Source organism: uncultured Aliiroseovarius sp. (genome assembly GCF_947497285.1).
Taxonomy (GTDB): domain Bacteria; phylum Pseudomonadota; class Alphaproteobacteria; order Rhodobacterales; family Rhodobacteraceae; genus Aliiroseovarius.
Map to the genome: position 1 here is coordinate 255,294 of NZ_CANMFT010000001.1, position 14,928 is coordinate 270,221.

Annotated in this window: 13 protein-coding genes; 9 read left to right on the forward strand and 4 right to left on the reverse strand. The window is 59.1% G+C overall.

From position 1 onward, the window contains the following. Positions 1-89: 89 nt before the first annotated feature. Together Q0864_RS01240 and Q0864_RS01245 are read left to right on the forward strand one after the other, a co-directional pair. Complete coding sequence (locus Q0864_RS01240; protein ID WP_298565385.1) at positions 90-1,484, forward strand: aspartate aminotransferase family protein; 1,395 nt, start codon at positions 90-92, stop codon at positions 1,482-1,484. A gap of 55 nt (positions 1,485-1,539) precedes the next feature. Next, positions 1,540-2,841 carry an FAD-binding oxidoreductase gene (locus tag Q0864_RS01245; protein WP_298565387.1) on the forward strand — a complete coding sequence of 434 codons (1,302 nt, stop codon included), beginning with the start codon at positions 1,540-1,542 and terminating at the stop codon, positions 2,839-2,841. Here Q0864_RS01245 and modC read toward each other — a convergent pair. From modC to modA, 3 genes are read right to left on the reverse strand one after another with little or no spacing between them, the layout of a single operon-like run. Further along, the gene (gene modC / locus Q0864_RS01250; RefSeq protein ID WP_298565389.1) at positions 2,838-3,938 is read right to left on the reverse strand and encodes a molybdenum ABC transporter ATP-binding protein; all 1,101 of its coding nucleotides are present in this window, start codon (positions 3,936-3,938) and stop codon (positions 2,838-2,840) included. The genes Q0864_RS01245 and modC overlap by 4 nt on opposite strands. Beyond that, complete coding sequence (gene modB, locus Q0864_RS01255; protein ID WP_298565390.1) at positions 3,935-4,627, reverse strand: molybdate ABC transporter permease subunit; 693 nt, start codon at positions 4,625-4,627, stop codon at positions 3,935-3,937. The genes modC and modB overlap by 4 nt, the downstream gene beginning before the upstream one ends. Beyond that, entirely contained in the window at positions 4,627-5,451 is an 825-nt protein-coding gene (gene modA / locus Q0864_RS01260) for a molybdate ABC transporter substrate-binding protein (RefSeq protein WP_298565392.1), read from the reverse strand. The genes modB and modA overlap by 1 nt, the downstream gene beginning before the upstream one ends. Before the next feature lie 233 nt (positions 5,452-5,684). Here modA and Q0864_RS01265 point away from each other — a divergent pair, with 233 nt between their 5' ends. After that, on the forward strand, positions 5,685-6,518 hold the full coding sequence (locus tag Q0864_RS01265) for a bifunctional allantoicase/(S)-ureidoglycine aminohydrolase (protein WP_298565394.1): 834 nt from the start codon (positions 5,685-5,687) through the stop codon (positions 6,516-6,518). On the opposite strand, the gene bhcR is transcribed toward Q0864_RS01265, so the two are convergent. Next, the gene (gene bhcR, locus Q0864_RS01270) at positions 6,515-7,324 is read right to left on the reverse strand and encodes an HTH-type transcriptional regulator BhcR (protein ID WP_298565396.1); all 810 of its coding nucleotides are present in this window, start codon (positions 7,322-7,324) and stop codon (positions 6,515-6,517) included. The two genes, Q0864_RS01265 and bhcR, sit on opposite strands and share 4 nt — an antisense overlap. 198 nt (positions 7,325-7,522) lie before the next feature. Here bhcR and bhcA point away from each other — a divergent pair, with 198 nt between their 5' ends. From bhcA to Q0864_RS01300, 6 genes are all read left to right on the forward strand, one after another. Then, positions 7,523-8,692, forward strand: coding sequence for an L-aspartate--glyoxylate aminotransferase BhcA (gene bhcA, locus Q0864_RS01275; RefSeq protein WP_298565398.1), 1,170 nt, complete (start codon positions 7,523-7,525; stop codon positions 8,690-8,692). 20 nt (positions 8,693-8,712) lie between these two features. Continuing rightward, complete coding sequence (gene bhcB / locus Q0864_RS01280; protein ID WP_298565400.1) at positions 8,713-9,666, forward strand: beta-hydroxyaspartate dehydratase BhcB; 954 nt, start codon at positions 8,713-8,715, stop codon at positions 9,664-9,666. Between the two features lie 15 nt (positions 9,667-9,681). After that, positions 9,682-10,845 (forward strand): 3-hydroxy-D-aspartate aldolase BhcC, encoded by a 1,164-nt coding sequence (bhcC, locus tag Q0864_RS01285; protein ID WP_298565402.1) that lies wholly within the window; start codon positions 9,682-9,684, stop codon positions 10,843-10,845. A 63-nt stretch (positions 10,846-10,908) separates the two neighbouring features. Beyond that, positions 10,909-11,874, forward strand: a complete 966-nt coding sequence (gene bhcD, locus Q0864_RS01290) for an iminosuccinate reductase BhcD (RefSeq protein WP_298565403.1) — start codon at positions 10,909-10,911, stop codon at positions 11,872-11,874. A 69-nt stretch (positions 11,875-11,943) separates the two neighbouring features. Then, on the forward strand, positions 11,944-12,474 hold the full coding sequence (locus Q0864_RS01295; protein ID WP_298565405.1) for a peroxiredoxin: 531 nt from the start codon (positions 11,944-11,946) through the stop codon (positions 12,472-12,474). Between the two features lie 160 nt (positions 12,475-12,634). After that, positions 12,635-14,911, forward strand: coding sequence for an NADP-dependent malic enzyme (locus tag Q0864_RS01300; RefSeq protein ID WP_298565407.1), 2,277 nt, complete (start codon positions 12,635-12,637; stop codon positions 14,909-14,911). Positions 14,912-14,928 lie beyond the last annotated feature (17 nt).

Below are 14,928 nucleotides of genomic sequence, written 5' to 3' on the forward strand. Positions count from 1 at the left end.
ATTCTGGGGCCAGCTTTTCGTAGGGCTGCGGCATCGTATGATTCCATGCCTGTCATCCCCGCTTTCGACAGTTTCCAGGAGGTCCTGACATGAACAAGATCACAAATCATCTGCCCACGGCTGAACTTCAGGCCATCGATGCCGCCCACCATATGCACCCCTTCACCTCGGATGGAGAGTTGAAGAAGAAGGGTGCGCGCGTGATCGCATCCGCTGATGGCATTTGGCTGAAGGACAGTGAAGGTGAGCAGGTTCTTGATGCCATGGCGGGTCTGTGGTGTGTGAATATCGGTTATGGCCGAGAGGAACTGGCCGATGTCGCCGCGCGCCAGATGCGCGAGCTGCCCTATTACAATACATTTTTCCAGACAACGCATGTGCCCGCCATCGCGCTGGCCCAGAAACTGGCCGAACTTGCGCCGGGCGACTTGAACCACGTTTTCTATGCCAATGGCGGCTCGGACGCCAATGACACCAATATTCGCATGGTGCGCACCTATTGGGCCGAAAAGGGCCAGCCCGAGCGCGACGTGATCATCTCGCGCTGGAATGCCTATCACGGTTCAACCATCGGCGGCACATCGCTGGGGGGCATGAAAGGGATGCACGGGCAGGGCGGTTTGCCGATCCACGGCATCGAATTCATCGACCAGCCGCATTGGTATGCAGAGGGCGGCGATACGAAGCCGGAGGCGTTCGGTCTGGAGCGTGCCCAGCAACTGGAAGCCAAGATCAAGGAAGTTGGCCCTGAAAAGGTCGCAGCCTTTATCGGCGAACCGGTCCAAGGCGCTGGCGGCGTGATCGTCGCGCCCGACGGATATTGGGCCGAAATTCAACGCATCTGCAAGAAATACGACATATTGCTGATCGCAGACGAGGTAATCACCGGCTTTGGGCGCACTGGCAACTGGTTCGGCAGCCAAACGTTGGACATCAAGCCTGACATCATGACCGTCGCCAAGGGTCTTAGCTCTGGTTACATCCCGATCGGCGCGTCGATCGTGTCGGACAAGGTCGCAGAGGTTTTGGCCGCGACCGAGTTTAACCACGGCTACACCTACTCCGGCCATCCGGTCGCTTGTGCTGTCGCGTTGGAAAACCTGCGAATTCTGGAAGAAGAAGGCGTTGTCGAGCATGTGCGTGATGTGGCGGCTCCGTATTTGGCCGAAAAATGGAACGCCTTGGCAGATCATCCCTTTGTGGGCGAGACCAAAATCGTCGGGCTGATGGCGTCGCTTGCGCTAACCCCCGACAAGGCGATCCGCGCGCCGTTCGCCGCAGATGCCGGCACGGTTGGATACATCACCCGTGAACGGTGTTTTGCCAACAACCTGATCATGCGCCACGTGGGCGATCGGATGATCATTTCGCCGCCGCTGGTCATCACACCGGACGAAATTGATACGTTGATCGAACGCGCGCGCAAATCGCTGGATGAGGCGTATGAGATCGTGAAGCAAAAGGGCTTGCTGGTCGCAGGCTGATTGATCCGGGCAAGGCCGGCCTCTGTGCCGGCTTTTTCCACTTCAGGGGACACTGATGGACATTCTGACCGCCAACGACAAGGTCGGCGCCTACCCGGCGTCGTGGTATAGCGCGACCGCCGATGCACCGGGTCCATACCCGGCGGCGCAGGGCGATCTGGCATGTGATGTCTGCGTTATCGGGGGCGGGTTTACCGGGCTGTCTGCCGCGCTGCATCTGGCCGAGCGTGGCTTTGATGTGCTGCTGTTGGAAGCGCACCGCGTTGGTTTCGGTGCCTCGGGTCGCAATGGCGGTCAGGTTGGCACGGGCCAGCGCCTTGAACAGGATGAACTGGAGGAGATGGTCGGCAAGGACGATGCGCGCAAGCTTTGGGATCTGGCGCTGGAAAGCGTGCAGCTTGTCCGCGATCTAGTCGCCGCCCACGCCCCTGATGCCAATTTTGTGGACGGCATCCTTCATGCTGACCACCGTGCGCGGTTCGTGCCACACAATCACGCCTATGCCCGCAAGCTAAATGAAGACTATGATTATGACCTGATCCGCGCCGTCGACCGGGAAGAAATGCGCCACCTTTGCGGTTCAAAGGCGTATCACGGCGGCACGTTGGATATGGGGGCGGGGCACATTCACCCGCTGCGCTATGCCTTCGGTCTTGCGCGGGCTGCCACGGCAAAAGGCGCCCGGATTCACGAGGTCAGCCGCGTGACCAAGGTGACCGACGGCCCTACTGTGCGGGTGGAAACGGACGGCGCAAAAGTATCGGCCAAACATGTGCTTTGGGCGTGCAATGGGTATTTGGGTCATGCCGAACCACATGTCGCGGCCCGCGTTATGCCAATCAACAACTACATCCTTGCCACAGAACCGCTAGACGAAGGCTTTGCCAAAGAGCTGATCCGCGAAGGTCATGCCGTTGCGGACAGCAAGTTCGTGATCAACTATTTCCGCCTTTCAGAAGACAACCGGATGCTGTTTGGCGGCGCAGAAAGCTATGGCTACCGCTTCCCGAAAGACATCGTCAAGTTGGTGTCGAAGCCGATGTTAGAGATCTATCCGCAGTTAAAAGACACCAGGATCGACTATGCATGGGGCGGAACGCTTGGGATCACGCTGAACCGGATGCCACATTTTGCACGGCTTCAAGGCAATGTTCTTACAGCCTCTGGTTATTCTGGGCATGGGGTTTCGATGGCGACGCTGGGCGGCAAATTGGCGGCTGAAGCGATTGCCGGTCAGGCGGAACGCTTCGATATGATGGCGTCGGTGCCCACGCCACGTTTTCCCGGCGGTGTCGCGATGCGCTGGCCCTTGCTGGTGGCCGCGATGTTCTGGTTTTCCTTGCGCGACAGGCTTTAACGGGCTGGTCCGCCGACATCGCCCGGCGCGACGGCGACTGATTTCACCACAGCGAACACCTCTGATCCCTGCCGCAATTCCAATGAATGAACCGAGCGTTTGGTCAACCGCGCCAACACCCGCCCGGCGGCTGTGTCCAGTGAAACGACAGCCCCCGGCCCGTCGCCCATGCGAATGTCAGCAATGGTGCCGGGCAGAATGTTCAGAGCCGACATTCCTTCGGGCCGGGTCTTTGACAAGATCACGTCTTGCGCTGCGATGCGCAGACGCAACCTGTTACCGGGCGACTGGGCCACATGGGGCAAAAGCAGTGGCAGGCCGCCCGCGTCAAGCTCGGTCAACCCGTCATCATGATGCGTTTTCACCCGCGCTTCGATCACGGCTCCCATGGCGCGATCCCCGCCGGGGGCAAAGCTGGGATCACCAAGCACCTCGGCGGCGGAGCCTTGGCGGATCACTCGACCCGCATCCAGCGCGACGACGGTGGTGGCCAGCCGTGCGACCTCGGGCGCGGAATGCGTGACGTAAAGGATCGGCACATCGCTTTCGTCCCGCAACCGTTCGAAATACGGTAAGATTTCGGCCTTGCGTGCGTCATCCAGCGCGGCCAGCGGTTCATCAGCCAAGATCAGCTTCGGGCGGGCCAGCAACGCGCGACCGATTGCCACCCGTTGCTTTTCTCCGCCAGACAAACGGGCCGGCCGGCGGGCAAGCAGATGCGACAGGCCGAGCATATCGACCACCCGGTCAAACTCTGTCGGGTCCGCCGGGGCACGCGATACCGTGCGCGCAAAGTTCAGGTTTCGTCGAACGGTCATATGGGGGAACAGGCGGGCATCCTGAAAGATATACCCAAGCCGACGCAAATGGGTCGGCACATGCAGCCCAGTGGCGCTGTCCATCAGCACCGTATCGCCCAGTGCGACGCGCCCTGACGCCGCCCGGTTTAGCCCGGCGACCGCGTCGATCACGGATGTCTTGCCTGACCCCGAGGCCCCAAACAACACCGTCAGCCCTGAGGGCGCGTCAAAGCCGATATCAAGGGCAAACCCGGCCATTTCTTTTTGAAGGTGAACGGAAAGTGCAGCAGGTGTCATGTGCCCTCCATCCGGTTGGCAACGCGGCGGGCAAGCACCTCGGACAAGACAAGCGCGGTCATGGCGATCACGATCGAGATCACCACCAGCCGCGCCGCCGCGCTTTCCCCGCCGGGAACCTGCAAGAAGGCATAAATGGCCGAAGGCAGGGTTTGCGTTTGGCCGGGAATGTTGGAGACGAAGGTGATGGTGGCGCCGAACTCTCCCATCGCCTTGGCAAAACCAAGGATGGCCCCCGTAAGGATACCGGGCAGCGCGAGCGGCAGGGTGACAGTTGCAAAAACCATCAACCGGTTTGCCCCCAGTGTCGCGGCTGCGTCTTCGAGACGGGTATCAACGGCCTCGATCGACAGGCGTATGGCACGCACCATCAATGGAAAGCCCATGATGGCTGCGGCTAACGCGGCCCCCGTCCATCGAAAGGCGAAACTGATACCAATCAGGTCCAGACCGCGACCAACCGGACCGGTCACACCGAAGGTCAGCAGCAACAGATAGCCGGTGACCACCGGCGGCAGGATCAAAGGCAGATGCACCAGCCCATTCACGATCTGTTTGCCAGCGAACTGCCAGCGAGCAAGTGCGTAGGCCACGAAAATCGCCAAGGGCAGCGACAATGTCATGGCCCAAAAGGCGACCTTCAGCGACAATGCGACGGCTTGCCATTCCTCTGCCCCAAGCCAAGACATCACGATGGCTCCAGTGTTGCAAAGCCGTGCGCATCGAAAACGGCGCGTGCCGTGGGCAAGGCCAAGCGGTCCAGAAACTGCTCTGCCAGCGGCGTGTTCCCACCGACAATGGCTGCGGCAGGGTAACGGATTGGTGGGTGGCTGCCTTCAGGAAACGCGTAAATGATCTGCACGCGGGCGTCGGCCCTCGCGTCGCTTGCATAGACGATGCCAAGCGGGGCTTGCCCCAGTGCCACAAGCGCCAGCGCTGCACGCACATTGTCCGATTGCGCTACACGCGGGGCAACGGTGTCCCACAGTCCGAAATGGTCAAGCGCGGCCTTGCCATAAATTCCTGCGGGCACAGCATTGACCAAGCCCATGGCCAGCCGACCGTCGCCAAGACGTGCGATAAACGCGCCCTCCGCTTTCAGGTCGAACGTGGCCGGGTCGGTTTCGGTTGCGGGCGCCACCATGACAAGCGTGTTGCCCACGACATCATTGCGCGTGCCATCGACAAGCACACCTGCGGCTTGCAAGACATCCATCCAGTCTTGGTTGGCAGACACGAACAGATCGGCCGGCGCACCTAGCGTGATCTGTCGCGCCAAAACCGATGACCCCGCATAGGAGAGCGTGACCTTGTGCCCTGTTTCGCCCTCGAACTGGGTGGCGATTTCGTCAAGTGCTCCCTTCAGGCTTGAGGCTGCGAATACGGTCAGCTGGTCGGCGGTCGCGGGCAGCGCACCCGCCCACGACAAGGCCAGTGTGATTGCGCAAAGCACCTGCCGACATGCAGATGGGGTGGCGCGGGCAAGGGGTTTGGCAATCAGCAAGTGTCTCATGGTCGAAGAGCAGATAACGGCAAGCCGGACGCAGCGGCAAGGGCTTTCCGGGTCTGAGGCCTTCGTGCCGCATGGCGGGTGCGACGTCTCGGGCGATGCCGCGATTGGCTGCGCGGCACCATTTATCAAAAAAAACCAATCAATCCTTCAATTAATATCGGAAACGAAAAAGGTTGGTTTGGTGGCTGCAAACAGATTGTATGAAAGATGAGTTTATATCAGAGGGCCCGATCATGACCAACTCCACCTATTATGCACCGCACGGAGGATTGCCCCCCCAGACCCAGCTTTTGACAGATCGGGCGATGTTCACCGAAGCTTATGCCGTTATCCCAAAGGGGACCTATAGCGACATCGTGACGAGCCTTCTGCCGTTCTGGGACGATGCGCGGTTCTGGGTGCTGTCGCGCCCGCTGTCGGGGTTTGCCGAGACGTTCTCGCAATACATCGCCGAGGTGCTGCCGGGTGGTGGTAGCGAACGGCCCGAAACCGAAGACGGTGTCGAGGCGGTGTTGTTTGTCGTCGAAGGGTCCATGACCCTGACGATTGATGGCACGGCGCACGAGATGGGCGAGGGCGGATATGCTTTTTTGCCGCCGCAGACCAAGTGGTCGTTGCGCAATAATGGCAAGGCACCGGTGCGTTTCCACTGGATTCGTAAGCAGTATCAGGCGGTCGATGGGTTGGACGCGCCAGAGGCGTTCGTCACCAATGAAAACGACATCACCCCAACGGCCATGCCGGATACGGATGGCGCTTGGGCGACCAGCCGCTTTGTGGACCCCAACGATCTGCGCCATGACATGCATGTGACGATTGTCACGTTCCAGCCGGGCGGCGTCATTCCCTTCGCGGAAACCCACGTGATGGAACACGGGCTGTATGTGCTTGAGGGCAAAGCCGTCTATCGCCTGAACCAGGATTGGGTCGAGGTTGAGGCCGGGGATTACATGTGGCTGCGCGCCTTCTGCCCGCAGGCCTGTTACGCGGGTGGGCCGGGGCCGTTCCGGTATCTGCTTTATAAAGACGTGAACCGGCACATGACCCTGAACGCGCCCAAGATCTAAGGCGACCCAAGGCCGCGCGACACCCGCGCGGCCGCGTCGGCCACCAATGCGCCGATCCTCTCGACCTCGCTTTCCGGTATCCGGTGGGTGGGGCCGGAAATCGAAATGCCCGCCACCGCCTCGCCATAGATGTCCCGGATAGGGGCGGCGATGCAGCGCATACCTTCGGCCTTTTCCTCGTCATCGAACGCCCAGCCTTTTTCGCGGATGCCTTTCATCTCTTCTTTCAGGGCAGAGGGCAGGGTGATCGTCTTGCCAGTAAACTGAGTCAGGCTGGCCGTGCGGAAATACTGGTCCGCGCGGTGGTCCGAATAACAGCTCAGCAACGCCTTGCCGATGCCGGAGGCGTGCATGGGCGACAGGGTGCCGGGCGGAAAAAACGCGCGGATGGATTCGTGCGTTTCAACCTGACTGATGAACATCACGTCGCCGTTTCGTTCGATCCCAAGGTTCGAGGTCTCGCCTGTTGCCTCCATCAATTCGCGCATGATGGGGCGGCTGCGTTCCACGATGCTGCTGCGGCGCAAAAAGGCCGATCCTATACGGAACGCGGCCGATCCGATGTGCCAGGTCTGGGTGCGCTGATCCATTTCAACGAAATTTCTGGCATGCAAAGTTGCAAGAACCCGGTGCATCGTTGCCGGGGATTGGTCCAGATGCGATGACAGTTGGGACAAGGTCATGCCGTTTGCATGGGCCAACGTATCCAGCACATCCAAAGCCCGATCCAAGGCCAGAATGGTGGTCTGCTTTTCATTGGGATTAAAGCTTTTCGGGCGACCCATCCGCCGTTTGGGGGCTTCCATTTTCATTCCCTTCGAACAAAACGAACAAGACCTTCTGGAAAATATTGAAAGTCGTGCTCGATTAGTGAAAAAGTCAAACCATTGATAATAATTGCTAATAACATGATTAACCCAATAATGAAATACTTTTTCAAAAATATATCACCGGATCGACCCCTTGGTTACTGTTGTTGAAACCGCCAATAGGAGGGCAGAATCATGAGCTTCCAGAACCCCGTATTCATTCCAGGTCCGACCAACATGCCCGAAAGCCTGCGCAAGGCTGTCGACATGCCGACACTGGATCACCGCTCGCCCTTGTTCGGGCAAATCCTGCATCCGGCCCTAGCGGGTGTGAAGCAGATTTTGAAAAGCGAGACGGCCAAGATTTTCATCTTCCCGTCGACTGGCACAGGTGGCTGGGAAACCGCGCTGACCAACACGCTTTCCGCAGCCGACAAGGTTCTGGCCGCGCGCAACGGTATGTTCAGCCACCGCTGGATTGATATGTGTCAGCGTCACGGGTTGGACGTGCAGATCGTCGAAACCCCTTGGGGTGCCGGGCTGCCTGCCGACAAATACGCCGACATTCTGAAAGCGGACAAGAACCACGAGATCAAGGTAGTTCTGGCCACACATAACGAAACCGCAACCGGTGTTCGGTCGGATATTGCCGCCGTGCGTAAGGCTCTGGACGCCGCAAACCACCCGGCGATGCTGTTCGTTGATGGTGTCAGCTCGATCGCGTCGATGGATTTCCGCATGGACGAATGGGGCGTGGATATCGCCGTCACTGGATCGCAGAAAGGCTTTATGCTACCCGCCGGTCTGGCGATTGTCGGCTTCTCGCCGAAAGCCATGGCCGCACTGGAAACCGCCACGCTGCCGCGCACCTTCTTTGACGTGCGTGACATGGGCAATGGCTATGCGAACAACGCCTATCCATATACGCCTGCGGTCGGTCTGTTGAATGGTCTGAACGAAGCGTGCAAGATGATCCTTGATGAAGGTCTGGAAAACGTCTTTGCCCGTCACCACCGCATCGCGGAAGGTGTGCGTCAGGCGGTCAGCGCTTGGGGGCTGGACCTGTGCGCGGTGTCGAAAGATGTGCAGTCGGACACGGTCAGCGCGATCAAAACGCCCGAAGGCTTCAACGCCACGGATATCGTCACCCATGCGGCCAACAAATACGGCGTCGCTTTCGGTGTTGGACTGGGCGAGGTCGCGGGCAAGGTGTTCCGTATCGGCCACCTTGGCAGCCTGACCGATGTTATGACACTGTCAGGGATCGGCACCGCTGAAATGGTGATGGTCGATCTGGGTCTGGATATCAAACTGGGCTCGGGTGTTGCCGCGGCGCAGGAATACTATCGCAACAACGCTGTTTAATCGGGAAGGATACCACGACAATGTATATCCCAACGCTTGCAGACATGCTTGTCGCGCATGAGCGCATCAAGCCACATATTCTTCGGACTCCAGTTCGCACGTCGGATTATCTGGACGAGCTGACGGGCGCCAAACTGTTCTTCAAGTGCGAGAACTTCCAGACGCCGGGCGCATTCAAGGTGCGCGGTGCCTCGAACGCGGTGTTTGGGCTGGATGACGAACAGGCCAAGAAGGGTGTGGCGACGCATTCCAGCGGCAACCATGCCTCGTGCCTCAGCTATGCAGCCATGTTGCGCGGTATTCCGTGCAACGTGGTCATGCCGCACACCGCGCCGCAGGCCAAGAAAGACACCGTGCGCCGTTATGGCGGCAATATCACCGAATGTGAGCCGTCGACGACCTCGCGCGAGGAAACTTTCGCCAAGGTGCAGGCCGAAACCGGTGGCGATTTCGTGCATCCCTACAATGACCCGCGTGTGATTGCGGGGCAGGGGACATGCTCGAAAGAGCTGATCGAGCAGGTCGATGGGCTGGATTACGTCGTTGCCCCCATCGGTGGTGGTGGCATGATTTCAGGCACCTGCCTGACCGTGTCCAACCTTGCGCCGGAAACCAAGATCATCGCGGCGGAACCCGAGCAGGCGGATGATGCCTATCGCAGCTTCAAGGCGGGGCATATCATTGCCGACGACGCGCCCAAGACCATCGCCGATGGTTTGCTGGTGCCCTTGAAGGATTTGACGTGGCATTTCGTGTCAAACCACGTGTCCGACATCTATACTGCGTCCGACCCCGAGATCATCGAGGCGATGAAAATCACCTGGAAGCACCTGCGCGTTGTGATGGAACCATCCTCCGCCGTGCCTCTGGCCACGATCCTGAAAAACCCCGACACGTTCAAAGGCAAACGTGTTGGCATCATCATCACTGGCGGCAATGTCGATCTGGACAAACTGCCGTGGCTGAACACCTGATTGGGAGACTGAACAATGAATGCACCGACTGATTTTTCGAAGTTCGACGTGGGTTTCGACATTCCCGCCAAACCCGGCATGGACGAGGCGGATATCCAAACCCCGTGTCTGATCCTGGACCTTGATGCGCTTGAGCGTAACGTCAAGAAAATGGGCGACTATGCCAAGGCGCACGGGATGCGTCACCGCGCCCACGGCAAAATGCACAAGTCCGTGGACGTGCTGAAGCTGCAACAAGATCTTGGCGCGGCTGTTGGCGTATGCTGCCAGAAAGTCTCTGAGGCCGAAGTTTTCGCCCGTGGCGGTATCAAGGACGTTATGGTCTCGAACCAAGTGACGGAACCGGCCAAGATCAAACGTCTGGCTGAAATGCCGAAACTGGGCGCGCGCGTTCTGGTCTGTGTAGATGACCCCGAGAACGTCAAAGCGCTGTCAGAAGCCGCTGTTGCGGCGGGCACAGAGCTTGAAGCGCTGGTCGAGATTGACTGCGGCGCAGGTCGTTGCGGCGTCAGCACCACACAGGACGTGGTGAACATCGCCAAGCTGATCGACGCGGCCCCGAACCTGAAATTCGCCGGCATCCAAGCCTATCAGGGCGCGATGCAGCACATGGACCTGTATGAAGATCGCAAGGAAAAGCTGGACGCGGCCATCGCGCAGGTTGCCGACGCGGTTCAAGGTCTGAAAAGCAACGGTCTGGAGTGTGACATCGTTGGCGGTGGCGGCACCGGGTCGTATTACTTTGAGAGTGCCTCGAACGTGTATAACGAACTGCAATGTGGATCGTATGCGTTCATGGATGCCGATTACGGTCGTATCCTCGACAAGGACGGCAAGCGCATCGACGATGGTGAATGGGAGAACGCGCTGTTCATCCTGACCACGGTGATGAGCCATTCGAAAGCTGACAAGGCAATCGTGGACGCCGGCTTGAAAGCGCAATCAGTCGATAGCGGTCTGCCGTTTATTTATGGCCGTGATGATGTCGAATACCTGAAATGCTCGGACGAACACGGCGTGGTTGCCGACCCGAACGGCGTGTTGAAGGTGAACGACAAGCTGAAGCTGGTGCCGGGCCACTGTGACCCGACCTGCAACGTGCATGATTGGTATGTGGGCGTGCGGGGCGGCAAAGTCGAAAGCGTGTGGCCCGTATCGGCGCGCGGCAAAGCCTACTAAGACAACCTCCCTGAACTGGTGGGGCCGGGTCTGGTCCCACCGATTTCTCTAGGATTAATGAACATGTTTATCGTTCCCGAAAAAGAAATCGCCGCCCTTGTGACCCGCAAAGACAACTTTGATGCGGTTGAACAGGTGTTTGCCTCAATGGCGGGCGGGTCGGCTTATAACTTCCCGGTGATCCGTGAAGCGATTGGTCACGCCGATGCCCTTTACGGGTTCAAATCCGGGTTCGACCGGGCGGCGCTGAATCTTGGTCTGAAATCAGGCGGTTACTGGCCCGGCAATGCCGAAAAGGGGCTGACAAACCACCAGTCAACGGTGTTTCTGTTCGACGCCGACACCGGCAAATGCCGCGCCGTCGTCGGTGGCAACCTGTTGACCGCCCTGCGCACTGCGGCTGCGGCTGCCGTGTCGGTCGCGCATCTGGCGCGCAAGGACAGCAAGGTTCTGGGCATGATCGGGGCAGGGCACCAAGCCACGTTCCAGCTGCAAGCCGTGGCCGAGCAGCGCAACTTTGAAAAAGTCGTCGCGTGGAATCGGACGCCCGAAAAACTGGCCTCGCTTGAGAAAGTCGCGGGCGAGTTGGGTCTGCCGTTTGAAAGCGTCAGCCTTGATGAACTGGGCGCGCAGGCGGATGTGATCGTGACGATCGTGTCCAGCCAAGCGGCGATCCTGAAGGACGCGCAGGTCAAACCGGGCACGCATGTTGCCTGCATGGGCACCGACACCAAAGGCAAGCAAGAGGTCGAGGCTGCACTGGTCGCGCGTGCCACCGTGTTCACCGACGAAATCGCGCAGTCGATCAGCATTGGCGAAGCGCAGCACGCGGTTGCCAACGGGTCGCTGAAACAGGCTGACATCTCGGAAATTGGCGCGGTCATCAATGGCGACCATCCCGGCCGCAGCGCGGACGACGAAGTGACGCTGTTTGACGGCACCGGCGTTGGCCTGCAAGACCTCGCCGTCGCCTCAAAGGTGGTCGATCTGGCCATCGAGAAAGGCATCGCGATCGAGGTCGATTTCTAAGCCGATCTTGGCCGTGCGCCTGATCTTCGGAAAACTGGACCAACTGAGCTGGAAGAGAAAGGATACGTTATGACGACCGATGTGACATCTTTGCTTTCAGCAGGTGTGAAGTTGCCGAGGGTTGAATTGAGCGCCACGGACGGTGCTCATTACGACCTGTCAGCGCTTTCAGGGATCACGGTTGTCTATGGCTATCCAAGAACAAGCCCACCGAATGCAAAACCATTGCCTGGTTGGGACGACATACCCGGCGCGCGGGGCTGCACGCCACAATCCTGTGCCTTTCGTGATCACTATGACGATCTGAAAAACCTTGGCGTTGCCAACGTATTCGGCCTGTCCGTGCAAGACTCAGCGTATCAGTCAGAGGTGGTCGAGCGGTTGCACCTGCCCTTCGCTTTGCTGTCAGATGAGAATTTGACTTTGGCCCGATCGTTGGGATTGCAGACGTTCACGGCAGGAGGGATGGAACTTTTGCAGCGGATCACGCTTATCGTGCGCGATGGCGTTCTGGCTCATGTGATGTTTCCGGTTCGGGAACCGGAACAGAATGCAGCGGATGTCGTGGCGTGGCTGAAACGCTATGGATCGGGTCTATGATCTTCTGCCAGATCAACGCTGTGCTCGGCGAGAGTCGGGTGCGGAATGCGCCTAGCTGGACGAAACATATTTTTTAGTCGGCATGACAACACGTGGCGCAAACCCACAGCATGCTGAACGCGGTGCCCCAGCGGCCCGCACCTTGGAGGAGGAACAGAACATGGCACTGGACAACAAAAGCGACGACAAACGTCAGGAAGCTTTGGATTACCACGAGTTTCCACGCCCCGGAAAACTTGAGATCCGCGCCACCAAGCCAATGGCCACTGGACGCGACCTTTCGAATGCCTACAGCCCCGGCGTGGCGGATGCCTGCCTTGAGATCGAAAAGAACCCGGCGGATGCCGCGCGCTATACGTCAAAAGGCAATCTGGTTGCTGTGATCTCGAACGGAACGGCCGTTCTGGGTCTGGGCAATATCGGCGCGCAAGCGTCCAAGCCCGTGATGGAAGGCAAGGCGGTTCTGTTCAAGAAATTCGCGGGCATTGATTGCTTTGATATCGAGGTCAACGAAACCGACCCCGAAAAGCTGGCCGAGATTGTTGCCAAGCTGGAACCCACCTTTGGCGCGGTTAACCTTGAAGACATCAAAGCGCCCGACTGCTTTCTGGTGGAGGAGCTGTGCAAGCAGAAGATGAACATTCCGGTGTTCCACGACGACCAGCACGGCACGGCGATTGTGGCCTCGGCGGCGGCGTTCAACGCGCTGATCGTGGCGAAAAAGGATGTGGCCAAGATTAAGGTTGTGGCCCTTGGCGCGGGTGCTGCTGGCATTGCCTGTCTGAAAATGCTGATGGTGATGGGTGTCAAGAAAGAGCATATCACCATGCTGGACAGTAAGGGCGTGGTCCACACGGGCCGCACCGATCTGAACACGCAAAAGCAGGAATTCGCCCGCGACACCGACATGCGCACAACCGATGATGCGATGGTCGGGGCGGACCTGTTTCTTGGTGTCTCTGGCCCCGGTTTGCTGACCAAAGAGATGGTCGCGAAAATGGCGGATGATCCGATCATCTTTGCGCTGGCGAATCCCACACCCGAGATCATGCCCGAGGTCGCCCGCGAGGTTGCCCCCGGCGCGCTGATCGCCACGGGTCGGTCGGATTACCCCAATCAGGTCAACAACGTGCTGTGTTTCCCGTTCATCTTCCGCGGTGCTCTGGACAGTGGCGCGACCGAGATCAATGACGAGATGAAACTGGCCTGCGTTGAAGCAATTGCGAGCCTTGCGCGCGAAACCACCTCGGCGGAAGTTGGTGTCGCTTATCGCGGCGAGCGTCTGACCTTTGGGCCGGAATACCTGATCCCGAAACCGTTTGACCCGCGCCTTCTGCCGACGATTGCCACAGCGGTCGCACGCGCCGCGATCGCGTCAGGCGTGGCCACGCGCGCGCTTGATCTGGACGAATACAAGACGACGCTTCAGGGCGAGGTCTTCCGGTCCTATTCCATCATGCGCCGTGTGTTCGATGCCGCCCGTGCCGCCAAGCGCCGGATCGTGTTTGCCGAGGGTGAAGATGAACGCGTGTTGCGCGCCGCCCAGTCGATGGTCGAAGAAGGGGTCGATACGCCGATCCTGATTGGGCGTCCCGAAGTGGTCGAGGCGCGATTGGACCGCGAAGGGTTGAAAATTCGTCCGGGCAAGGACTTTGAGCTTGTGAACCCGGAAAGCGACCCGCGCTATCGCGACTATTGGGAAACCTATCATAGTGTTCTGGCGCGCAAAGGCGTCACGCCCGATCTGGCGAAAGCCATTCTGCGCACCAACACCACGGCGATCGCGGCTGTGATGGTGCGTCGCGGCGATGCCGACAGCATGGTTTGTGGCACTTTTGGCGAGTTTCGTTGGCACCTGAACTATGCCACACAGCTGCTGGCCGAGGGTGAATTGCATCCGGTCGGCGCGCTGTCTTTGGTCATCCTTGATCAAGGCCCAATGTTCGTGGCCGACACGCATGTCAACATCGAGCCCACTGCGCAACAATTGTCAGAAACCGTGGTTGCCGCTGCACGTCACGTTCAGCGGTTTGGGATCACACCGCGGATTGCGCTGTGTTCGGGCTCGCAGTTTGGCAACCTTGACAGTGCCTCGGGTCGTGCGATGCGCGGGGCTCTGGACATTCTTGACGCTCAGGATCTGAACTTCGAATACGAAGGCGAGATGCACACCGACGCGGCCCTTGACCCGGACCTGCGCGAACGTCTGTTCCCCGGTGGGCGACTGACGGGCAAAGCAAACGTGCTGGTCTTTGCCAACACGGATGCCGCAGGGGCCACACGCAATATTTTGAAGTCGGTCGCGGGGGGGCTGGAAGTTGGCCCTATCCTGATGGGAATGGGAAATCGGGTGCATATCGTGACGCCCTCGATCACCGTAAGGGGAATTTTGAACACCGCTGCATTGGCGGGATCTGCGGTGTCCAGCTACGGCTGAGCATCGGGTTGTAGGTC